Genomic DNA, 23,561 nt, shown 5'->3' on the forward strand with positions numbered 1-23,561 from the left:
CGCTATGACGCTCAGCGCGTTGCGGTTTGGGCTCTTGGGGCCGTTACAGATGAGCGCCGACGGTACCGACCTACCGTTGGGCGCGGCGAAACAGCGAGCGGTGCTGGCCTTGCTGTTGATCAACCGCAACCGCACCGTTGCGGTTGATTCGTTGATCGAGGCTGCGTGGCAACAAGGCCCGCCGCCCGAAGCACGAGCGAGCCTGCATGCGCATGTGTCCAGGATCCGCCGATTGATCAGCGGTGCGGGCGCCGACCCCGCCGCGATCCTGGCCAGCATCCAGCCGGGCTATCGGCTTAGCGTGGCCGAAAAGGATTGCGATTTAGGCCGTTTCACGACCGAAAGCAAAGCAGGAATTGAGGCGGCGGCCGCCGGACGGTTCGAACAGGCCAGTGGTCACTTGTCGGCCGCGCTGGCCGAATGGCGCGGACCGGTGCTCGAGGATCTGCGTGACTTCCCGTTCGTGGACGCCTTCGACGCCGCTCTGATGGAGGACAAGTTGGTGGCACTCACCGCGCGGGCGGAGGCCGAAATGGCTTGCGGTCGAGCCCGTTCGATTATCGGTGAGCTCGAATCCCTGGCGACCGAGCATCCATACCGAGAGCCGCTGTGGGCGCAACTGATCACCGCCTACTATCTGACGGAACGCCAATACGACGCGCTTGATACCTACGCGCGGCTCAAGGCTGCGCTCGCAGACGATTTGGGCATTGACCCCGGCCCCACATTGCAGCGTCTTCATCAACGGATCCTTCGCCAAGAGCCGCTAAACGTCGAACAGGCTGCGCGCGCAACAGCCAAACGCGCTGCGGTGACTCGTCGGCGCTCCGCCGAGCCTGCGCACGACTCCGACGTCGCACACCTGCGCGACACCGAAGGAAGACGTTATCCGCTGCGAGGAACAGTAACCAGGATCGGCCGCCTCCCCGAGAATGACATCGTTCTCGACGATGACACCGTCAGTCGCTACCACGCGGTGATTGTCGACACCGGAAATACTTTCGTGCTTACCGATCTCCGGTCAGCCAACGGTGTCGACGTCGGGGAGCAGCGGATTCGCGCCAGCGCGACGCTGGCCGATGGCGACCAGATCTGCATCTGCGGCCACGGATTCACCTTCGAGATCGCGCGGTAGTCGACTATCGCAATTTTCGTGGCCATCCGTTGCGCCGGTACTGCCCGCCAAAGTCAGGGCAGCTTCTCGCGGCGGTCCGGCTCAATCCGGGTGTTCTGCCGGATCAGCGATCGTGCCTGATGCAGGTGTTTGGCCGCCCACCTGCGATACGTGCGTCGAGCCCACGACAGCCGCTCCTGCGAACGCTCGGTACGGCGCACCAGTTCGAGTTCGACATGGTCGAGCTCGCCCGCCCCGATCTCAACTCGCTCCCGACCGTGGATGAACTCCAACACCAGCGCATCGGGATCCAGCAGTTCGCGCTCCCAGGCCTCGTGGTCATCGACGTCCGCGATTCCCATCGCATCGGCCGCGTTGCGCAGCACCTCGCCGAGTTCGCCGTCCAGCAGTTGACGAAACGCGTCGGCGCCCTGCCGCGGATTGGCAATCATCCACGAGTGGTACGCGTCGGGCACCCGGTATAGCGTGGCGTCGGCCTCGTTGGCGATGTCGCGAGCGTGCGGGAAAGGCACAATCATGTCTTTTTCGGCGTGGACAACCATCGTGGGCATCCCCTCGTCGCGCATGGTGTGCAGCATCGGCGTGTAATCACCCGACTCGATGATGGCCTTGATCGTCCGGACGGCTCCAATGGGATAACGCAGGTTCGGCACCGCTACCGCCGCAAGCACGCGAAAGTACCCGAGCTGCTCCGCGGCCGAGAGCTGCGTCGGGTCGCCCAGCGTGTCGCGAACGGCGGTGTAGGCCGCACCCAACGCCTTCGTGGGCGACTTCACCAGTTCCGGGATGGTCGTGTCGAACCGCCCGCCGGCCGCCGGGTCGAACAGCACGGCGGCGAGTACCCGCTCGGGCGCCCGCGCGGCCAGCTGGATTGTCATTCGCCCACCCATCGAATGGCCGACGAACACTGCTTGCCCGATGCCGAGCGCGTCCAACGTCCGTAATACCGAATCGGCGCGATCGCTGAAGCCGCAGGCGTCGCCGGGCAGTCGCCCGGTGTCGCCGTGCCCGGCGGCATCGACGGCGACGACCAGAAATCCCATACCGGCGATGCGGCTGAGCATCCGTAGATATGCCTTACGACTCAGCAGAAGTCCGTGCATGAACAGCAACGGCACTCCGCGGCCGCCGACTGAAAGCCCGATCCGGCGCCCGTCATCGAGTTCCACGACGTGATGACTCAGGCGGATGCGGCTTGATGATGTCTGCGTCATGGCCACGGCGGAGTTCCCGGCCGGCCGGGCGTTGAAACGGCGTCTCGAGGCGTCGGTCCCGGTGTCGACCAGCACGCCTCGCGCTTGCGGGCGCCGCGGCAGGGGTACTCGGCTGAACAAGATGACGCAAATGTCCCATCGAAGCACGGACGACATCGACCCTTGCGTGCGCGTTTACGGGGCGCGGGTCCACAATCTGCGGGGTGTCGACGTGGTAGCGCCGCGTGACGCGCTGGTCGCGTTCACCGGGATCTCCGGTTCCGGCAAATCGTCGTTGGCCTTCGGGACCATCTATGCCGAGGCGCAGCGCCGTTACTTCGAATCGGTCGCTCCGTACGCCCGTCGCCTGCTGTTGCCGACCGGCGCGCCAAAGGTAGACGACATCACCGGTCTCCCGCCCGCGGTAGCGCTGCAGCAGCGCCGTGGTTCGGCGACGTCGCGGTCGACGGTCGGCACCGTGACCACCTTGTCCAACCTGCTGAGGATGCTGTTCTCCCGCGCCGGGACCTATCCCCGAGGCGCCACGGAACGACTGGACTCCGATGCGTTCTCGCCGAACACCGCGGTCGGTGCGTGCCCGGAATGCCATGGGCTGGGACGGATTCATCGGGTGACCGAAGAGACACTGGTGCCGGACCCCTCGCTGACCATTCGTGAAGGTGCGGTGGCCGCATGGCCGGGCGCTTGGCAGGGCCAGAACCTCCGCGACATCCTCGTCACGCTGGGCTACGACATCGACAAGCCATGGCGGAAACTGCCTAAGCGGCAACGCAATTGGATCCTGTTCACCGATGAGCAGCCAACGGTCGAGATCGATCCCAGCCAGCATCCCGTGCAGGCCGACTATTACTACAACGGCACGTTCTCCAGCGCCGAACGCCACGTCCGCCACACCTTGGCCAACTCGCATAGCGCGATGATGCGTCGTCGCGTACTGCAATTCGTCGACAGCGTCGAGTGCCCCGTATGCGACGGTTCCGGGCTGCGGCCCGAGGCGCTGAGGGTGACTTTCGCCGGCCGCACCATCGCCGACTACACGGCGATGCCGCTGGCCGAGCTTGCTGACGCGTTGCGCCCGACGGCTTCTCGGACCGATGCCGCCGCCGCTTACGAGTCAACGCAATCCGGTGAGCTGACAGAAGTGGCGACCATGATCGCCGCCGACCTGGTCGCACGCCTGCAGGTACTCATCGATCTTGGCCTCGGTTATCTCACTCTTAGTCGCCGCACTCCGACGGTGTCGCCCGGCGAACTGCAGCGGTTGCGGCTGGCCACTCAGCTGCGTGCCGGCCTGTTCGGCGTGCTTTATGTGCTCGACGAGCCGTCGGCCGGACTGCACCCCGCCGACGCCGAACCGCTACTCGAGGTGCTCGATCGCCTTCGGCGCGCGGGCAATTCGCTCTTCGTGGTGGAGCACGAGATGGACGTGGTGCGCCGTGCCGACTGGATCGTCGACGTCGGGCCCGGGGCGGGGGAGCTTGGCGGCGGCGTGCTCTACAGCGGGCCGGTGCCGGGTCTGGCCGACGTCGAAGGGTCGGTCACCCGCCGGTACCTATTCGACGGGGCCAGGCCGCAGTCGCGCGAAGCCCGCACCCAGTCGGGGCAGCTGCGGCTGCGCGGGATCTGCTTCCACAATTTGACAGACCTCGACGTGGACCTACCGCTCGGTGTGTACACCGCGGTCACCGGAGTGTCCGGTTCGGGCAAGTCGACGCTCGTCGTCAAGGTCCTCGGCGATGTCGTGAAAAGCCATCTCGGCACGGGACGGGTTGTGGAGCCGACCGAATCCGATGACGACGAAACGGACAACGGGATCATCGATCTCGATCACGACGCGAGCGTCGGAGTGACGGCCGAGGGGACCGAAAATATCAACCGGTTGGTATCGGTCGACCAGCGCCCGATCGGACGCACCCCGCGGTCGACGCTGGCGACCTACACCGGCTTGTTCGACGCCGTCCGCCGCGAATTCGCCGCGACTCCAAAGGCGCGTCGCCGCGGTTGGACAGCGGGCAGGTTTTCCTTCAATGTGGCCGAGGGCCGCTGCCCGACCTGTCAGGGGGAGGGGTTTGTCTCGGTCGAATTGTTGTTCCTGCCAGGCACATACGCAACCTGCCCGGCCTGTCACGGAGCGCGTTACTCCGACGAGACGCTCGAGGTGCGCTACCGCGACCGTACGATCGCCGACGTGCTCGCGATGACCGTCGACGAGGCTTCGGAATTTTTTGCCGACGTCGCCAACGCAGCGCGGAGCCTGACGACGTTGCAAGAGGTCGGGCTGGGGTATCTCCGTCTGGGACAACCCGCGACCGAGCTGTCGGGTGGCGAGGCGCAGCGAATCAAGCTCGCCTCCGAACTGCAGCGGCCCCGGCGAGGGCACACCCTCTACGTCCTCGACGAGCCGACCACCGGGCTGCACCCTGCCGATGTGGACCTGCTCGATCGTCAACTGCACCGCCTGGTCGATGCGGGCAATACCGTCGTGGTGGCCGAACACGACATGCGGATGGTCGCCGGTGCGGACTGGGTGATCGACCTGGGACCGGGAGCCGGCAGCGACGGCGGTCGGGTCGTTGCGGTGGGGCCGCCGAAGAAGGTGGCGCGTGCGAAATACAGTCGTACGGCGCCCTATCTGGCGAAAGCGGTTGGTGCTGTTCGAGACTCGGTGAGTCCGAGTCACATCCGCGAATAGCGGCTCAGGGCGAAGCTGTACAGGCCGTAGGCGGCAAATCCGCATCCTGCCAGAAGGATCAGCCCTGTGCCGAACGGGGCCTCACGTAACGTCTTCACCGCGCCGTCCAGACCCGTCGCCTTCGATGGGTCGGCGCGGATGGAGGCGACGACGACCAGGAGGCCGGCCCCGGCCAACACCGTGCCTTCGGCGACGTACCCACAAAAGCCTAACGCGGTGATCGCGCGCCCCGGCGAAACGGTGAGATCATTGCAGAACCGCCGTGATGCTCCCTTCCAGGCGAAGTAACCACCGATTATGACGATCACCAGGCCGACCGCGACGAGGACCACTTTGCCCTGCGCAGACTGCATCAACCGCGCGCTGAGCCCGGCGTTTTGCACTGCGCTCGATTTGCGCCTCCCCAGTGCGAACTGCATCGCGGTGACTGCGACCGCCGTATACACAATGGCGAGGCCAAAGGCCTTGAGCCGGTTGATCGGTCGAAAATCTCGGGGATCACGCCGACGTTCGGCCGGGTGGAGGCCGACAACGGTCTCCGCAAGCCGCCATAGCGTCAGGGGAACCAGCGCTACCGCGACTGCCCACAGCGCGATGAAACCGCCAGTGGTGTCGGCGATAGTTCTCAAGGCACCGGTCTGATCAGCATCGGCCTTGCCTCCTAGCGCAACGCGGACGACGAGGTAAGCGATCAACAGGTGCATCAGCCCACTGATGACATACCCGACGCGCGCCGCAATCTGTGGGGCCCGCTCAGATGTAGCGCGTCGCACGACATCAGTGGGATTGATCCCCCCGCCCTTGTCGCTGGCGCTCCCCGGCAGCTCATTCCGGGCTTCATTCGCGCCGCTCATCAGCGTGTCCTTATCTTTGGATGCCAGTGATGCGCCGAGTGGCGACTACCCCTTTTCCTGCTGAGCCACGCGCGCGCTGGTCCTTAAGCTTCCAGGCCCCGTCGTCACAGCTTGGTCAGATTGCCAATCGTTTGAAACTCAGAGTCTTGGTAGGGTCGCCCGTCGGGTTGAATCAAGTCCTGAAACCAGAGCTGCGGAACCGCCGTGTACGGGTGGTCCCAGGAGTCCCACGGAAAGTAGGTTTGGGTCTTACCGGCCACCAGCCCCCAGTTGATCGCACCGACGTTGTGCCGCTTGGCGACTGGCAGAACGCCGTCCACGGTGCTGCCCGCTGTCCGAGCGAGGTACTCGGTGCAAAGGATGGGGCGTCCCATCGGGGACAGTTCGGCGATCCGGTCCTCGAAGCCCGCCGGTTTGTCGTAAGAGTGGAAGGTGATCACGTCGGAGTTGTTCAGTTGAATGTTTGCGATTTCGCTTCGCCTCGAAGGATCTCCCCACACTCCGTCCCACACGGCACTGGTCAATGGTTGACTCGGATCAACCGAACGTGCCCACCCGAACACCAGCGAGAGCATGTCGGCCACGCGGTCCAGCTTGTCTGTTCGCTCTACCTTTCGGTACACACGGGCGGGATTGTCGGGCTCGTTCCATAGGTCCCATCCCAAAACACGCTCATCAGTGCGGAATTGGTTCAAGACGCCCGTGACATAGTCTCGCAGGGTGCGACGGTAGTCGAGGTCATCGAGCCGCTCCGCGCCAGGGCTTTGTACCCAGCCGGAGTTGTGAATTCCTGGTTTGGGTGCGCGCTGCGGTCCGGCTTTCGGGAACGGATCCCAACACGAGTCGAAGAAGACAAACAGTGGTTTGATCCTGTGGCGGGCCGCTATGGCCACAAACTCCGCCAGACGTTTTTGGAAGCCTCGCGCGTCCTGCGCCCACAGCTGATCGTGGAGGAAGACTCGCGCAGCGTTGAGCCCATGTGTCTGGGCCCAGCCGAGCTCGATATCGATGCGCCGGGGGTCGAAGGTGTCGGACTGAAACATCTCGAGCTGGTTGATGGCGTTCGAGGTGATGTAGTTGGCGCCGACGAGCCATCCCTGCGCCTGGTACCAGCGATTGGCCCGGTCCGACGACCATGGAGTTTGGACTGCGGCGGCGCGCGGCGTCGGGGTGAGCGTAGTGCCCGCCGCGACTAGCAGCGGTATCTTCAGCACCGTTCGACGCCTCACGTAGTGACGATAGGAGATCCGTTTCGGCGCTGTTGTGAAAACTGCTTAAGTCTGTGTCAGCGGCGGCTGGTCGAGCTCGTCGAACCTTGCGATCGCGGTGTCGAGGTCTTGCTCGTCGAAGACTTCGGAGCGGCTGAGAAGGTCACCTTCGACCGTGTAGATGTCGATCATCCGCCATTCGGCGTCGAAACCCTCATCCGAAATTCCTCTGACTGTTTGGGTGACGACGGCCCCGCGTTCGCTCAGCCGGTGCACGGTCTCGATGTAGATGCTGATGCTCGGAATGAGGTCCCACACGGCGCGAAGAGATGCGCCCAAATCAACCGTTTCGCTCGTTACGAGTGATCGACGGTCGAGCATGACCCAGTCGGGCGTTGTGGCAGGAAGTTCGTGCCGGTTGAACCCGGCATATGTTCGCGCGATCACCGACCATGTGTGAGCGTGGTCCGCAGCTTCCCCGGCGAGGTAGCGCGCTTCCAGTTCTTGGAAGGCGGCGTCGATGTCGTCAGGATCGAAGCTCACGCTGTAGTCAATTAGGCCGTCGTGGCCTACTTCCACTATCTGCAACATCTCGACGGCGGTTGGTAGATCCCCATAATCGGTGTCGCGGTAACAGACGCGTGCCAACATTAGGCGAGATCCCCTGATGGCAAGCGGCTCCGCCGTCATCTGCACATTGTCAGGCGCGGTCTGGAACAACGCCTGCACGGACTTTCGCTGTTGGGCCGCGCCCTCGAAATCATCGCGGAGGCCTATTCGGCGGTCTTCATACCGTATGTCAGTAGCGCCTAGGGCAAGGTAACCCTCCATATCGCGGCGGTTGAACATTTCGGCCAACCGTGCCCAAGTCCGGGATGCAGCGTTGTCAATCGGCACTGGCCGACCGAGCTCGTCGAACTTCGCAAGCGCGGCATGGAGATCTGCATCGTCGAAGATCTCAAAGCGGCTGATCTTGTCGCCTTCGAACGTGAAAATGCTTACGTTTCGCCAGTCGGCATCGAAGCCTTCGTGTGAGCTGCCCCGCGCCCTGTGGATGACGACCGCTCCTATGTTGCTCAACCGATGAACGGCTTCGACTTGGAAGGCAAGGTCCGGCGTTAGGTCCCAGGCGGCGCCGATGTAGGCGAACGCGTCACCGGGCGCAAATGCCAATAACCGCCGGTGATCCAAGTTCACCAAGTTCGGTGTCGTTGCGGGTATTTCGCGTTGGTTGAGCGCGTCGTATGACTGCTTGACGAGCGACCACGTGGCGGCGTGGGTGGCGGCTTCACCAGCGAGGTAGCGAGCGTCGAGCTCGTCGATGGCGGCGTCGATGTTGTCGGGGTCGAACATGACGTGCGTCGCGATCCGCTCGTCGGTGTCGAGCTCGACGACGCTAAGCATTTCAACGCGGAAATCTCCCTCCTCTTCGTTGGGGTTCGGTGCAGAGATACGGGTCAGGGCGAGGCGCTCTCCGCGAATCGCAATGGCGGTCGACGTTACGTCTGTTAAGGCATCGGCTAGAGCTCGGATATTTGCGATTACGACATCGCGCCCTTCCCAGACACCGATGTTCACGACGCGGCGGCGATCGCCTACGACGCTATCGACGGCCAGTATCTCGGCCGCCGCAGCCCAATTGCGCGCCCGCGTGTGGGCGAAGAAGCGGGCATTCGCCCGACTCGCCGCGTTCTGTGGACGACGCGTTTCCGGGCTCAGCTCGTCGAAACGGGCGAGGGCGGCATCAAGATCTGCCTCGTCGAACATCTCGAACCGACAGACCATGTCGCCGTCGAAAGCAAAAAGGGCAATCTCGCGCAACTCGAAATCGAAGCCCTCACGTGAGGTCCCAGTGACTACCTCTGTGACGACCGCCCCGAGGCTGCTAAGCCGGTGCACGGCTTCGAGATGACCCTTGACGTTTGGGGCGACGTCATAGGTGGCGCGTATGTAGGGGACCGCGTCGCCAGGAGCGAACGCTCTAATCCGGCGATGATCAAGGTTCACTATGTCCTTCGTCGCCGGAGGGACTTCGTGTCGATTGTAGGCGGCTTGGACCTGCGTCATAGCCGTCCACGTTTGTGCGTGGGTGGACGCTTCACCGGCGACGTAGCGAGCGTCGAGTTCATCGAAGGCGGCATCGATGTCATCGAGGTCGAACGTGACGACCACCGAGATCCGCTCAGTGTCGTCGATCTCGACGACCTGTAGGACGTCATGGAACTGGAAGGCCTCGGGTCGAGCGTCGTTGCGCGGGTGGACTAAGCGTAGGACGAGGCGCTTTCCGCGGGTGGCGATGACGGTCGACGAAATTTTCGCGGCGCCGATATCGGCGACGGCTTGCATGTTCGCGATTTCGGCATGGCGACCGCGCCGGACACCGGCGTTGGTCACTACTCGACGATCGTCGTCGAGTACGTCGTCAACCATCGTTTCGGCCATGGCTTCCCAGTCGCGGGCAGCGTAGGACCGTTCAAAGCGCTCGACCACTTGGCTCGCTGCGTTTTGGAGCCGTGGTGCTCGCGGGTGGAGCTCATCAAATCGGGCGAGCGCGGCGTCAAGATCTGCCTCGCCAAAGATTTCGTAACGGTTGATTCGGTCGTCGTCGAGCGTAAGAACTTCAATCATCCGCCACTCTGCGTCAAAGCCCTCAGGTGTGGTTCCTTCTAGCGTGTGGGTGACGACCGCTCCGTGTTCGCTTAGGCGATGCACCGCATCGATGCAGGACCTGATGTTCGGCGTGAGGTCCCACGCGGAGCGAGCCAGTGTGGCCAAATCGGCCGCCTCGATTCTCTGCGCCGGTCGATGATCGACGAGCACCGAATCCGGTGTCATAGCAGGGAGTTCGTGTCGGCTCATGCTGGTATACGCCCCTGCGATGATCGACCACGTGTGCGCGTGGGCGGACGCTTCGCCGGCGACGTAGCGCGTGTCGAGTTCATCGAAGGCGGCGTCAATGTCGTCATTATCGAATAGCACCGCAATCACAATGCGCTCGTCGGCGTCGGTCCCGACCACGCGGAGTACCGGGTTGAAGAACGCCCCAGGCTGCTGGTCGGGGTCGGATAACTGGACACGATGCAGCGCGAGACGCTCCCCGCGGGTAGCGATGACAGTCGGCGTGACATCCGTGATCCCGAGTTCGGCAGTCACGCGCAGATTTTCCAGCTCGGCGTCGCGGCCGCGGCGGATCCCATGGCCGACGAGACGACGTCCGTCCTCGTCGACGATGTCGTGGGCTATTGTCTCGGCCACTGCGGTCCAATTGCGAGCCATGAAGTGCTTCCACATGCGCGCGTAGGTTCGGCTTGCCGCGTTTTCCAAACGCGTCGTCGGCGGGTGCAATTCCTCAAAGCGTGCAAGCGCCAGATCGAGGTCTGCCTCGTCGAAGACTTCAGCGCGGCTGAGCAAACCACCTTCGACTATCTGAACTTCGATCATTCGGAACTCGGCGTCAACGCCGTCGTTCGACGTTCCCTTGTGCGCCTGGGTGTAGACGCCTCCGAATTCATCCAGCCGATGCACCGCCTCGACGTAGACGCGGTAGTCCGAAAAGAGGTCGAAAACTGCACGAATAGATGCGGCCAGATCGGCCCCTTCGATCGATACGAGCGGGCGATGATCGACGTAACCGGGATTGGATGTCATGGCGGGAAGTTCGTGCCGATTGACCGCGGCCTGGATACCCGTAATCACCGACCACGTCTTCGCGTATGGTGCCGCCTCGCCGGCGACGTAGCGGGCTTCCAGCTCAGCGAACGCCGCGTCGAAGTCGTCGAGCTCCAATGCGATGCGTGCCGCGATCCGCCCACGGGCGTCGATCTCAACGATCCCGAGCACCTCGGCAACAACCGCCTCGGACTGCTCGTCGCGGATAGAGAAGCAATCACGACTGAGGGCAAGGTGCTCGCCACGTGTCGCGATAACCGTTGATGTGACTGACGAAAGCCCAAAGTCGGCTGACGCCCGCATGCCTGCGATCGTGGCATCTCGACCGTGTCGTGCCCCCGCGTTTACCACTCGACGGCGATCGTCGTTGAAAATGTCCTCGGCGAGCACCTCCGACAAGGCGTCCCAGTCGCGGGCGACCCAATGCGTCAAACAGCTTTCGAACACTTGGCTTGCCGTGTTTTCGAGCCGCCGCGCCTGCGGGTGAAGTTCGTCGAACCTCGCGAGCGCGATGTCGCGCGGTGCATGCGGTTGCAGTTCCTCGAAGCGGGTGAGCGCGGCATCGAGGGCTGCTTCATCGAATATTTCACAGCGCTTCCATCGGTCGCCTTCGACAGTCATGATCTCGTTCATCCGCCACTCGACGGTGAACCCTTCTGGCGAGGTCCCATGCGCCCTCAAGGTGACCACGGCTCCGTCATTGGATAGCCGATGCACAGCCTCGACGTAGATGCCGAAGTCTGGCGTGACCTCCCAAACGGCGTTCAAAGCTGCGGGCAGATCACTGCCCTCGAAAGTGGGGAGCCGCCGATGATCGACGGCCACCCAGTCCGGTGTCGTCGGCGGTACTTCACGCCGGATGAGCCCGGTGAACCACTGCGTGATGATCGACCACGTCTGTGCGCACGGTGCGGCTTCACCGGCGAGGTAGCGCGCGTCGAGCTCCTTGAAGGCGGCGTCCATGTCATCGAGGTCGAACAAGATGCGGGCGGCGACCCGGTTGTCGGCGTTGATTTCGACCAAACAGAGCGCCTCGTTGCGGAACGACTCTGGCCCTTGGTCTTCAACCGGAAGAAGGACATGAGAAAGGGCCAGCTGCTCACCACGTGTTGCTACCGCCGTAGCCGTGATGAACTCAACCCCGACGTCCGCGATCGCCCGCATGTCCGCGATTTCGGCATCTCGACCGTGACGGATGCCGGCGTTCACCACTGGACGGCGATCCTCTGAACAGATGTCGTCGGCCACCAGCTCCGCCAGGGCAATCCAGTCGCGGGCAGCGAAGTTCGTGAAGACCCGCTCAAGCACTTGGCTTGCCGCGTTATGCAGGCGAGGAAGATGCGGATGCAACTCCTCAAAGCGGGCGAGCGCCGCGTCAAGGTCAGCCTCGTCGAAGATTTCGCAACGGTCGATGCGGTCGCCTTCGACAGTTAAAAGTTGGATCTGTCGCCATTCGGCGTCAAAGCCTCGTGATGAAGTGCCATGCTGCACATGGGTGATGACGGCTCCGAGCTTGCTGAGCTGATGCACCGCTTCGACGTGAATGTGAAGCTCTGGGGTTACGTCCCAGATGGCACGGATAGACGCGAGCATGGTGCTGGACGCGAACGGTGTGCCTCGCCGGCGGTCTACGGTGATCCAGTCTGTCGCAGGGAGTTCGCGCCGATTAAACGCGGCATAGATACCTGCTATGACCGACCATGTGTCCGCGTGCGCGGTCGCTTCGCCTGCGAGGTAGCGGGTTTCGAGTTCGCCGACGGCGGATTCGAAGTCGTCGAGGTCGAACGCGCTGCGCGCTGCGATCCGTTCGTCGGCGGTGATCTCTACAAGGTTGAGGAATTCGATGTGGAATGCGCCGGATTGCTGGTCTTCACTCGAGACACAGGTCCGGCAGAGGACAAGTCGTTCGCCTCGGGTCGCGATGACCGTCGCCGTACTCGTCGTGGCCCCAATGTCGGCGAAGGCCCGCATGTTCGCAATTTCGATGTCTCGACCGCGTCTGACCTCGGCGCTCACGACCCGTCGGTGGTCGTCGACAGACGTATCGTCGGTCAGCAGCTCGGACATGGCGGCCCAGTCGCGTGCGGCGAAGTACTTGCGGAAGCGCTCGTACGCTCGACTTGCCGCGTTTTCCAGGCGCGGTGCCGATCGGCTGAGTTGATCGAACTTCGCGAGTGCGGCTTCGAGGTCCGCCTCGTCGAATACCTCAGCCCGGCTCAGCATCCCACCATCGACGGTCATGATTTCGACGCCGCGCCATTCGGCGGCGAAACCCTCGTGCGAGGTTCCGTATCCAGCCCAGGTGAAAACCGCGCCGAGGTCGTTCACCCGGTGTGGTGTCTCGATGTAGACGTTGAGGTTTATGTCGAGGTCCCATCCGGCACGGATGTACTCGACACCTTCGCCGGGTGCAAATGATGCCACTCGGCGGTGGTCGATACTCACCACGTCCGGTGCAACCGCGGCGACTTCGCGCCGATTGTGCGCAACCAAGGCGCCGGTGATCACCGACCACGTCGGCGCGTGGGCGGCCCCTTCGCCGGCGAGGTACCGGGCATCGAGTTCGGCGACGGCTGCCTCGAAGTCGTCGAGGTCGAACACGACACTCCCGGCGATCCGATTGTCGGTATCGGTCTCGACGATGTTCAGGGCGTCATTTTGAATCGCGTCGGGGTCGTGGCCCGACACCCGAACACGTATGAGTGCGAGGTGCTCACCGCGGACCGCCAGGGCGCCGACAACCGTCATCGCAAAGCCGACGCCAATGGTCGCCTGAGTATCTTTTATGTTCGCATCTCGACCATGCAAGATTCCGGCGTTGACCACCCGACGGCGATCGTCGACGCAGACGTTCTCGGCCGATATTTGTGCCACGGATTGCCAGTCGTCGGCCGCAATGTAGGCGAAAAGGCGCTCCCAGACACGCGTTGCCGCGTTCTCCAATCGCGGTGTCGGCCGGCTGAGCTGATCGAATTTCGTGTTCGCGGCATCAAGATCTGCTTCATCGAATACTTCGCAGCGGTCGAACGAGTCGCCATCAATGGTGAGAAGCATGACCTCTCGCCACTCAGCCTCAAAGCCCTCCCGCGAAGTCCAACGTCCGTTGTGAGTGACGACCGCTCCGAGATCACTCAGCCTGTGCACGGCCTCGACATAGAAATGAATGTTTTGGTCGAGCTCCCACCCAGCATGGAGATAAGCGATCATGTTGCCAGGCGCGGAAGCTGCCCCGCGCCGATGGTCTTTGTCCTCGAAATCGACAGTCGTGACAGGGAGTTCGCGTCGGTTGATCGCCGCGTATGCGCTCAAGATGGCAGACCATGTCCGCGAGTAATGTGCCGCTTCTCCCGCGAGGTAGCGTGCATCGAGCTCCTCGACAGCGGCCTCGAAGTCGTCGAGGTCGAATGTGATCACTACCGCGATCCGTTCGTCCGAATCGATCTGGACGACTTGCAAGACATCGTTTTGGATCGCAGCGGGATCGTGTCCCGCAGCGCGAACACGCGCCAAAGCCAGACGGTCGCCGCGGATGGCCCTGACATCTACGACCGTTATGGTGAAGCCGATGTCGGCCGCCGCCCGCATTTCCCCGACTCCAGCGTCGCGACCGTGTCGGAGTCCGCCGTTCACCACTCGACGACGATCATCAATCAACTCATCCTCGGCCACCATCGCGATAATCGCCGCCCAATCGCGGACTTCGAAGTACTGCCACATGCGCTCGTAGGTTCGGGTTGCTGAGTTTTCGAGCCTAGGCATCGGTCGGCTGAGTTCGTCGAACTTGGCAATCGCGACGTCGAGATCTGCATCATCGAACAGCTCGCACCGGTCGATGCTGTCGCCTTCGACCATCAGGAGGAAAACCTCGCGCCACTCGGCATCAAAACCGTGTTGCGAGCTGCCAATCATCGCATTAGTTACCACTGCTCCGCGACTAGTCAGCCGATGCACCGTCTCAATATGGATGCGAGATTGCGGCGCTACATCCCAGGTGGCGTGGATGTATGAAATCATTTCGCCGGGTGCGAACGATCTTGCTTGCCGGTGATCGATGTTCACCCAGTCTGGCGTCGTCGGTGGAAGTTCGTGTCGGCTTATGGCGGCGTACGCCTCGGTAATCGTCGACCACGTGTGCCGGTACGCGGCCGCTTCGCCGGCGAGATAGCGCGCATCAATTTCTGCGATCGCGGCGTCGAAGTCGTCGAGGTCGAAATGGGTCCTGGCAAGTATGATTCCGTCGCAGTCGACCTCAATAATTGACAGTGCCTCAACGATCACCCTGTCGGCACCGGTTGCCTCCGGCCGAGCGTCGTGCCCCTCGAACCGTAAGCGGCTCAGGCACAGGCGATCTCCTCGCACAGCCAGGGGCGTTGGAATGATACTGGTTGCGCCGAGGGCGGCGATCGCCCGGATACTTGCGACCTCTGTTGCGCGGTCGTTGCTCGTTTGGCGAAATCCTCGGCGGCGGTCGTCAATGCGGATATCTTCGGCGAACAGTGCTGTCATCTCATCCCAGGACCGACTAGCGAAGCACGCTATAGCCCGATCATCGGCTCGACTAGCGCCGTTCTCGAGCCGCCGCTTTGGTTGTTCCTGCTCGAATCGGGCGTGGATGGCGTCGAGTTCGGCGATCGCGGCGTCGATGTCATCGACATCGAACCACATCTGCAACGCGATTCGCCCGTCCTCATCGAGGCCGTATAGCTGGAGAATTTCATCGCGCGGCGCCCCAGGACTGACGTCGGCACTGCTTATCACCAATCGAGCTAAAGCCAGGCGCTCGCCTCGCACGGCGACAACGACTTGGTTGAACCGTAGGTCGTCCGTCTGGATAGCGCGTCTGCTTTGATGCGCCCAATCGGCCGAGGGCAGGTCGCTCTGCCTGAAGCCGACGATCTTCCGGCGACTCTCCACGAGACCGTCGGGTGCATAGAGCTCCTCGACCACGTCCCAGGCCTCGCTATGAAGGGCAGCTATCACGCGTTGGCCCACGCGTACGCACGCATTCTCGAGCTGGACAACCGGAGCATCGGCCGGAGCCGGACTCACTGGAACGGTCGGCATCTCACGCTGGCCGAGAACGAGACGCGCCTTTTCGACAAGCGCGGCGGCTCCCTTTCGTTCCCACAGACTCACCGCTTGCTCGACGGCGGCTCGCGCCGCCGAGACGTCACCGGCGGCGGCCAAAACCGTTGCCAGCGCCAGACATGCGTCGCCGTGGTCGACCAACGCGTCGGTGCGCTCGGCCAGACTGACAGCGGCCTCGGCCATCTTGCGTGCCTCAACGTGATTGTTGCCGCGGGAGAGCAGCTGCGCCCGCAGGGTGCGCCATGCGATCGAGGGCTTGAGCGCGTGGCCGGCGAGACGCTCACTTTCCGTGCACAACTCGGCGGCCTCGGCGTCTCGGCCGAGCAGGAGACACGCGCGACCGAGCAGGGCGGCCGTCTCGGCGGTGTCGGCGTCCAGGCCCATGCGGCGAAAACCGTTGTAGGCCTTACGCAGCGGGGGCTCGGCAGCAGCAGGATCGTCGACGACCAACTCGACAATGCCGGCGAACTGCTCGACTTCTAAAAGCGCATGGCGCAGACCGAGGTCGGTGACGGTGCGCCGGGCCGAGTCGATCATCCGTCGTGCCGCGGCGCCGCGGCCACGGAAGGCCTCCAACACCGCCTGGCATCGCGTCGAGGTCGCCTCGACCGCAGGCGAATCGGTTGTTATCCGCAGTAGCCGCACCACGTCAAGACACCGACCGCCTGCACGCGGAACAGGATTGGGACCCCACAATGCGGCGAGCGGAGCGCCCGCCAGCACCGCGTTGACCCGCCGGTGTTCACGCGCGCGGCGCGCCGCGGTGAGAGCTTCGTCCAGGGCGATTTCGCAATCGGCGATTCGCCCGAGCCGCGCCAGACACGCGGCGCGCACGGTGTGCGCTTTGGCTTCTCCCGCGGCATCGTCCAATCCGGCCAGCTTTTCCGCGGCCGCGCCTAGCGCGGCTTCGACCTCGTCCAATCGCTCTGGGTGAATCAGCATCGACAGCTCGCCGTCGAAACACGTCGCCCATGCAGCCAGTCGGGCCGAATCGATTGTCGCTGCCTGTAATTGCGCGACAGCCCCCGCCGCCGATGTCACATCGCCTGCGGCCAGCAGAGCCTCGCAGCGCGCGACCAATAATTCCGCGGCCTGGTCGTTGCGGTCGGGTAGTTCGTCGTCGAGCTCCTCGAGTGCATGCAGTGCCCTGTCGTAGAGTTCCGCGGCACCTTCGTAGCCGAGTCGTGCCATCGCCTGGTCGGCGGCGCGCCGGCAGTACTCGACGGCCTTGGCCGCGTTTCCCGCCCATGCGCATTCGAAGTAGTGGTGCGCCAATTCGGCCAACAGCTCGTCGTCGGCCCCGGGCTCGGTCTCCAGCGTCGCGGCGATGCGCTGGTGCAACCGCATGCGGCGCACCGACGCCAGCTCGGCGAGCAGCGACCGTCGCACGATGGCATGGTTGAACCGGTATCGACCGCCGGGCTCCTCGATGACGATGCCGGCCTTGCAGGCCTCGTCGAAAGCGTCAACGAGATCCTGCTCGACCACCCGCTCCACAAGGTCCACGGCGAACCGGCTGCCGACGACGGCGGCCGCGGCAAGTGCCTTGTTGGTCTCTGCCGAAAGCCGAGAGAGTCGGCGGCTCACGGTTTCCCGGACCCCTTGCGGCAAGGTAGTCGGATCCCAGACCCCGCCACTTTCATCGACATGGCGTAGCGCCTCGATGAGGAAGAACGGGTTGCCACCGGTGACCGACGCCAATGCCCGCGCGAGCTCTTCGTCGTCGTAGCCGGCCTCGGTGACGTACGCGGTCACGTCCCCCTCGTCAAGACCACTGAGCTGCAGGCGATTAGCGGTGCCGGAATCGGCGCTGCGATGAAGGTCGGCGAGCATGGCCGCCAACGGATGCGAGCGGTCGAGGTCGGTGCTGCGGTACGTCCCGACGATCTGTACGCGTGCCTGGTCGCCGAAGCGCAGGAGATGACGCAGCAAGAGCAGCGTGGGTTTGGCGGCCCAGTGCAGGTCGTCGAGAACAACGACGACGGGTGCGCTCGCGGAAGCGACCGCCAGCAGCGCCACGACCGCGTCGAAAAGTGCGTAGCGCTCGGTGTCCGGATCGGCGGCGGTTGGCGCGGTCAGATCAGGTAGGACATCGGTAAGCCCGGGAACCAATGCGAGTAGTGCTTCAACACCGCGCAATCCGCGCAGCCGTGTGGCGCCGATGCACGGCACGAGCGAACGCAGTGCCTCCGCGAAGGGTTGGTACGGCGCCCCGAGATCCTCGTCGCAGCGGCCGTAAAGCACAACCGCGCCTTGCTGATAGGCCCGCCCCGACCACTCGCCCGCCAGACGCGTCTTACCCACGCCGGGTTCGCCGGCGATCAGAACCGCGTGCATCCCGCCTTCGAGCGCGGTCTCCCAAACGGACACAAGGCTTTCGAGTTCATCGTTGCGCCCGACAAACGGACCGGGACCAATCAGTACCGCGGGAAGGCCGGGCCGCTCGACGGGTGCATCGGCCGTCTGTTCCGCAGAACTGTCCTCGGTGGTTTGCAAGCGAAGCTCGAAGACGTGCTCTGGGCGTGCCAAGTTTTTGAGCTGACGCATTCCCAAGTCGGCGAATACGACATCGTCGGGCAGTGAGTCGATAACGAGTTCGGCGGTCGCGCCGGAGCAGAGAATCTGGCCACCCACCGCCAGCGAACGCAGGCGCGCAGCGCGGTTGACTGCCCGACCGAAGTAGTCGCCGTCGCGAAGCTCGACCTCGCCGGTATGCAGCGCGATGCGAATGCGCATGGGTTCGCGCAGCGCCCATGGTTCTTTAGCAATCGCATCCTGTAGCTCCAGCGCTGCCGTGGCCGCCGCCGACGGCCGATCGAAGACCGAGAAGGTGGCGTCGCCCTCGCCGCGGGTCTTGATCAGCCTTCCGCCGCGGGATGTGACGACTTGTTCGGCAAGCTCGTCGTGGCGCGCGAGCGCGAGCGCCATGGCTTCGGCATCGGCCTCCCAGGCGGCGGTCGAGCCCTCGATGTCGGTGAGCAGGAAGGTCACGGCGCGTGTCACCGTCGTAAGCTGTTGTCCTACCGGGACTTCCAGCGATGCGTCCTGCGCTACGATCGCGGCTTCCAGCCGCCGAAGCTCCGGCCCCGGGTCGACGCCCAGCTCGTCGGCCAGCAGTGAGCGTGCTCGTTGGTAAGCGGCCAGCGCTTCGCCCTGCCTGCCGGCGCGGTAGAGGGCGAGCATCAGCTGGCCCCAACGCCTTTCGCGGAGGGGCGCGTCGGACACCGCCGCCTCGAGCTCGCCGATGATCTCCGCGGCCCGCCCGGTCGCCAATAGGGCATCGGCGCGATCCTCGACCAGCGCGGCGTGGCCCTCTATCCAGCGTGTCTTCTCGGATACTCCGCGGCGGGTATCGGGCAGCTCGGGGATTCCGCGCCAGAGGGTCAGCGCTTCGTCGAAGCGGGCTACCGCTTGGATGCTGTCGCCGGCGGCTGCGGCGTCACGGCCCATCTTGGTGGCCAGCTTGTAGCGCGAAGCATCGCTATCGGATTGTGTGAGGACCCAGCCGGTTCCCGCGGTCAAGACGAAGCCGTCATCCAGCGCGCGCCGCAGCGACGAGATGTGAGTCTGGAGCGCCTTGGCGGCGGTGCGCGGGGGATCGTCGCCCCACAGGAGCTCGAGCAGGGTTTCGGCCGACACGATCGAAGAACCGTGGAGCCCGAGCATGGTCAGGATCGCGCGGGGTTTGGCGCCCGGGATTGCGACCGGGGCGCCGTCCCGCCGCACCTGGAGAGGTCCCAAAACCCCCAGTTCCACCGCATGAAGCGTACTCACGTTCCGATAGTCACGGAGGGGAATCAACACACGGTCAAGGCCGAGTAAAGGCGTTTGCCGCCGGTGAACGGCAACCCTTTAGTCCGCGCGGGCGCTACTGAGCGCTTGAGGCATCGTCGGCCCGCCGCTGACCGCTCTGCCGGTGCTCAGATTATTTGGACGACCGCTTGTTCGAAGTACTGGTTATACGCGAGGTAGACAGGCTTTTTCCCGGTTCGGTCCAGGAACTCCTGGAATGCCTTGAATTCGTGTTCCGCGGCTTCGGGGTAATTGTAGAATTCGTCGAAAACTATTACCGTGCCCGACACAATATTTTCGACGAGCTGATCGAAGATTTCCTTTGCGGAGGTGTAGATATCGCAATCAACGTGTAGAAACGCGATGGGCGAAGATTTCAGGATCTCAGATTTGAACTGTGGAAGGGTGTCGCGAAACATGCCTTTCACCAGGCTCACATTGTGCAGAACCGGTGGCATCCACCCCTCGGTGTTGACCCGAAAAGTACCTTGGGGGACGGTGAGATCGGTGCGAGCCCATTCTTCCGGAAGCCCGTCAAAGGAATCGAACCCCCAGATGCGTTGCTCTGGATTGAGCGCGGCAATGAAATTGATGGTCCTTCCGGTGCACACCCCCATCTCCAAGTACGCGCCGCGCAGCGTGACGGCATCAGAACCGAACTTGAGCACGGCCGCATCGGTGTCCAAAGCCTTTGCATCGGCAAAGTATTCCGTCACCATTGCCCGAGCCGTCGGCGAATCTCGATAGTCCTTGTCCATCGGGTAAAAGTTGAGAACTTGGTGCCCTTTGTGCCACTCGTCGCTCGCCGACGGCATCTTCACCAAGCGGTCCCAGTCGAACCCGTTAGTGTGCGTCAGTTCTGGGGTCATCTGCGGTGTCGTGTTGCGTCGAGTGGCCGTGAGGGCGGACCGGACACGCCAACATCAACCGACAGGAATGACGCCGGGACGGACGGAAATTTCATGCGCTCAGCCTCCTCGCCGGATGACACAGCACGATTAGTCGGCAGCGTAGAGGGTTGGCGCGTAATTGACGATGGATTGCGGGGATTGCGCGCCCGGCGCCGGAGCGCACCCGTCGCGTTATGACTGAAGTGTCACCTGTGACTGGCGTGACCGATGAGTTATTGCCTAGGCCCGCCATCGCGGCACCCCTCGCCGCGCGGGCGTCGACGTGACGCAGTCTTGCGGCGACATTGTACGGAAACACCAAGAATTAAGATTCCGCCGCGACCGCGCGCACAGTACTGTTTATGTGCCAGCGTCTCCGTGAGGGAGAGGGATCGTGGGATCGCAGAAAGTCGTCGGTAGTCGGCCGGATCGGCTTCCATTGGTCGCACGGTCATCCGCGGTGCCCGCGACAATCCTCCAACTAGGCACTCGGTATCCGGGGGCCGCGGTGTTGCTGGCGGTGCCGCTGGCGGTCGCCGGCATCTGGGGGATGGTCACTTGCCCTTCCTTGGCCCTGCCGCTGGTGTTGCTGGCCGGCGTGGCCCTGGTGTTATTTGATTTCCTGGCCGGGCCGTACCGGGCGGTTGAGCAGAAGGCGCGGGTCGCGGCCGGCCCGCAGAAGCGCAACCTTCAGCCGCGCGCCAGCCAACTCACCACCCAGACCAAGCCCAAACCGTCGCGACGGGAGTTGAAAGCCGAAGCGCGGGCGCAGAAAGAAGTGGCGCGGGCGCAGAAAGAAGCCGCGGCGGCCGAGGCGTTCGCCGACGAAGCCGAGGCTGAAGCGCAAGCACAAGTTGCTGCCGCGGAGGCGCTGGCCGCCGAGGCCGAGGCTGATGCGCAGGCACAAGCCGCGGCTGCCGAGGCGCTAGCTGCCGAAGCCGAGGCGGTGGCTCAGGCAGAAGCCGCGGCGGCCCAAGCGCTGGCCGCCGAAGCCGAGGCGGTGGCGGCCGAGGCGCGGGCGCGGGCAGACGCGGCCGCGGCCGAAGCCTTGGCGGCTGAAGCCGAAGCGCTGGCCGCGGAGGCCGAAGCGCTGGCCGCCGAAGCGCGCGCGCAGGAAGAGGCCGCGGCTGCCGAAGCGCTGGCCGCCGAACCCGAAGCGGTGGCCGCCGAGGCCCGGGCGCAGGCAGAGGCCGCCGAAGCGCAAGCGCTGGCCGCCGAGGCGCGGGTGCGAGAACGGGCGCACGCCGAAGCCGCGGCGGCCGAAGCGCTGGCCGCCGAGGCGCGCAAGCGCGCAGAGGCCGCGGAAGCCGAAGCGCTGGCCGCCGAAGCTCGCAAGCAGGCCAAAGCCGCCGAAGCTCTGGCGCTGGCCGCCGAAGCTCGCAAGCAGGCCAAAGCCGCCGAACCGGAAGCGTTGGCCGCCGAGGCGCGGGCGCAGGCGGAAGCCGAAGAAATCGAAGCGCTGGCCGCCGAGGCGCGGGTGCGAGAGCGGGCGCGCGCAGAAGCCGCCGAAGCCGAAGCTCGCGCCATCGAGGCGCGGAAGCAGGCGGAGGCGGCGGAAGCCGAGGCCTTGGCCGCCGCGGCGCGGAAGCGGGCTGAAGCTGCCGAAACTCAGGCCCAGGCCGCCGAAGCGCGGGAACGGGCAAAATTGGCCGAAGCCGAAGCGCTGGCCGCCGAGGCGCGGGCGCGCGCTGAAGCCGCCGAAACCCAGGCGCTGGCCGCGGAGGCGCGGGCACGCGAGCGGGCGCGCGCGGAAGCCGCCGACGCCGAAGCGGTGGCCGCCGAGGGGCGGGCGCGCGCGGAAGCCGCCGAAACCCGAGCTCGGGCGGCCGAGATCTGGGCGGGAGCGCAAGCCGCCGAGGCGCAAGCGGTGGCCGCCGAGGCGCGGGCGCGCGCAATCCGGCTGCGCCTCGAGGCTGAAGCCAAGGCGAAACGGCAACGCGACAAACCGTAAGCGGACAACCCGCCGTGTCGTTCCACGGCATCTGGGTATCCCAGCGGGCGTATGTCTACAGCACGAACACAACCGGATCAGCGCGAAATCGATAGCGTCCGGGGGACCGTCGATGCCATCTCCCAGGCATTCGCAGCCAAGATCGTCGGGCAGCGCGAGCTACGGGAGTCGCTGCTGATCGGCCTGCTCGCCGGCGGCCACATCCTGCTCGAAAGCGTTCCGGGTTTGGCCAAGACCACCGCCGCGAAGGTGCTTGCCGAGTCGATTCGGGGCCGCTTTCAGCGCATTCAGTGCACGCCCGACCTGCTGCCCAGCGACATCATCGGCACTCAAATCTACGACTCGGCGACCAACTCTTTCGTCACCCAACTAGGACCGGTGCACGCCAACATCGTGCTGCTCGACGAGATCAACCGATCGAGCGCCAAGACACAGAGCGCAATGCTCGAGGCGATGGAGGAGCGGCAGACCACGATCGCCGGACAAGTTCACCCCCTTGCGGATCCATTTCTGGTCATCGCCACTCAGAATCCCGTCGACCAGGAAGGCACCTACCCGCTTTCCGAGGCGCAGACCGATCGCTTCCTGCTCAAGGAAATCGTGCGCTACCCCTCCGCGCAGGAAGAGGTAGAGGTCATGGCGCGGATCGACGCCGGTATCTACGACAAGGCACGGCCCACTGCGCCGGTGGTCAGTCTTGAGGACGTGGTGCGCGTCCAGGAGGTGGTGCGCCACGTTCACATGGACCGTGCGCTGATGCTCTACGCCAGTCAACTGGTCGACGTGACGCGCCACCCCGCACGGGCGTTGCCCACGCAGATCGCGCGGCTGGTCGAGTACGGCGCCAGCCCACGTGCCACCATCGCGTTCTGCAAGGCCGCCCGGGCGCAGGCGGTGCTGGCCGGGCGTGCGCACGTGCTGCCCGAGGACATCGCCAAGCTCGCACACCGGGTGCTGCGGCACCGGCTCATCCTCGGCTTCGAAGCGGCCAGTGCCGACATCACCGCCGAGGTCGTGGTCGATGCCGCGCTACGGGCTGTCCGGGTTCCCTGAGGCGCCGAAAGGCCA

Annotated in this window: 9 protein-coding genes; 4 read left to right on the top strand and 5 right to left on the bottom strand. The window is 64.4% G+C overall.

What is annotated here, in order from left to right; all coding sequences use genetic code 11:
• Nucleotides 1–4 precede the first annotated feature (4 nt).
• Nucleotides 5–1,135, top strand: coding sequence for a BTAD domain-containing putative transcriptional regulator (locus tag AC5Y30_RS01305; RefSeq protein WP_499915607.1), 1,131 nt, complete (start codon nucleotides 5–7; stop codon nucleotides 1,133–1,135).
• Between the two features lie 53 nt (nucleotides 1,136–1,188).
• Here AC5Y30_RS01305 and AC5Y30_RS01310 read toward each other — a convergent pair whose 3' ends face one another.
• Nucleotides 1,189–2,349, bottom strand: a complete 1,161-nt coding sequence (locus AC5Y30_RS01310) for an alpha/beta fold hydrolase (RefSeq protein WP_499916709.1) — start codon at nucleotides 2,347–2,349, stop codon at nucleotides 1,189–1,191.
• A 121-nt stretch (nucleotides 2,350–2,470) separates the two neighbouring features.
• Between AC5Y30_RS01310 and AC5Y30_RS01315 the strand changes: the two genes are divergently transcribed.
• Nucleotides 2,471–5,041 (top strand): excinuclease ABC subunit UvrA, encoded by a 2,571-nt coding sequence (locus AC5Y30_RS01315; RefSeq protein ID WP_499915609.1) that lies wholly within the window; start codon nucleotides 2,471–2,473, stop codon nucleotides 5,039–5,041.
• Here AC5Y30_RS01315 and AC5Y30_RS01320 read toward each other — a convergent pair.
• From AC5Y30_RS01320 to AC5Y30_RS01335, 4 genes are all read right to left on the bottom strand, one after another.
• A complete protein-coding gene (locus AC5Y30_RS01320; protein ID WP_499915612.1) occupies nucleotides 5,026–5,895 on the bottom strand; it encodes a DUF1206 domain-containing protein in 870 nt (289 codons plus the stop codon). The two genes, AC5Y30_RS01315 and AC5Y30_RS01320, sit on opposite strands and share 16 nt — an antisense overlap.
• A gap of 104 nt (nucleotides 5,896–5,999) precedes the next feature.
• A complete protein-coding gene (locus tag AC5Y30_RS01325) occupies nucleotides 6,000–7,124 on the bottom strand; it encodes a glycoside hydrolase 5 family protein (protein WP_499915614.1) in 1,125 nt (374 codons plus the stop codon).
• A gap of 45 nt (nucleotides 7,125–7,169) precedes the next feature.
• On the bottom strand, nucleotides 7,170–19,616 hold the full coding sequence (locus tag AC5Y30_RS01330; protein ID WP_499915616.1) for a BTAD domain-containing putative transcriptional regulator: 12,447 nt from the start codon (nucleotides 19,614–19,616) through the stop codon (nucleotides 7,170–7,172).
• 164 nt (nucleotides 19,617–19,780) lie between these two features.
• Nucleotides 19,781–20,521: a TylF/MycF/NovP-related O-methyltransferase gene (locus AC5Y30_RS01335; RefSeq protein ID WP_499915618.1), complete on the bottom strand. Its 741-nt coding sequence runs from the start codon at nucleotides 20,519–20,521 to the stop codon at nucleotides 19,781–19,783.
• Nucleotides 20,522–21,125: 604 nt separating this feature from the next.
• Between AC5Y30_RS01335 and AC5Y30_RS01340 the strand changes: the two genes are divergently transcribed.
• Nucleotides 21,126–22,493: a hypothetical protein gene (locus AC5Y30_RS01340; protein ID WP_499915620.1), complete on the top strand. Its 1,368-nt coding sequence runs from the start codon at nucleotides 21,126–21,128 to the stop codon at nucleotides 22,491–22,493.
• Nucleotides 22,494–22,544: 51 nt separating this feature from the next.
• Nucleotides 22,545–23,546, top strand: a complete 1,002-nt coding sequence (locus tag AC5Y30_RS01345) for an AAA family ATPase (RefSeq protein ID WP_499915622.1) — start codon at nucleotides 22,545–22,547, stop codon at nucleotides 23,544–23,546.
• Nucleotides 23,547–23,561: the final 15 nt, after the last annotated feature.

The sequence above is a fragment of the Mycobacterium sp. NGS27 genome (genome assembly GCF_059813005.1).

Coding starts and splice junctions, on each gene's coding strand:
- AC5Y30_RS01305 (WP_499915607.1), top strand. CDS start 5: ATGACGCTCAGCGCGTTGCGGTTTGGGCTCTTGGGGCCGTTACAGATG.
- AC5Y30_RS01310 (WP_499916709.1), bottom strand. CDS start 2,349: ATGACGCAGACATCATCAAGCCGCATCCGCCTGAGTCATCACGTCGTG.
- AC5Y30_RS01315 (WP_499915609.1), top strand. CDS start 2,471: ATGACGCAAATGTCCCATCGAAGCACGGACGACATCGACCCTTGCGTG.
- AC5Y30_RS01320 (WP_499915612.1), bottom strand. CDS start 5,895: ATGAGCGGCGCGAATGAAGCCCGGAATGAGCTGCCGGGGAGCGCCAGC.
- AC5Y30_RS01335 (WP_499915618.1), bottom strand. CDS start 20,521: ATGACCCCAGAACTGACGCACACTAACGGGTTCGACTGGGACCGCTTG.
- AC5Y30_RS01345 (WP_499915622.1), top strand. CDS start 22,545: ATGTCTACAGCACGAACACAACCGGATCAGCGCGAAATCGATAGCGTC.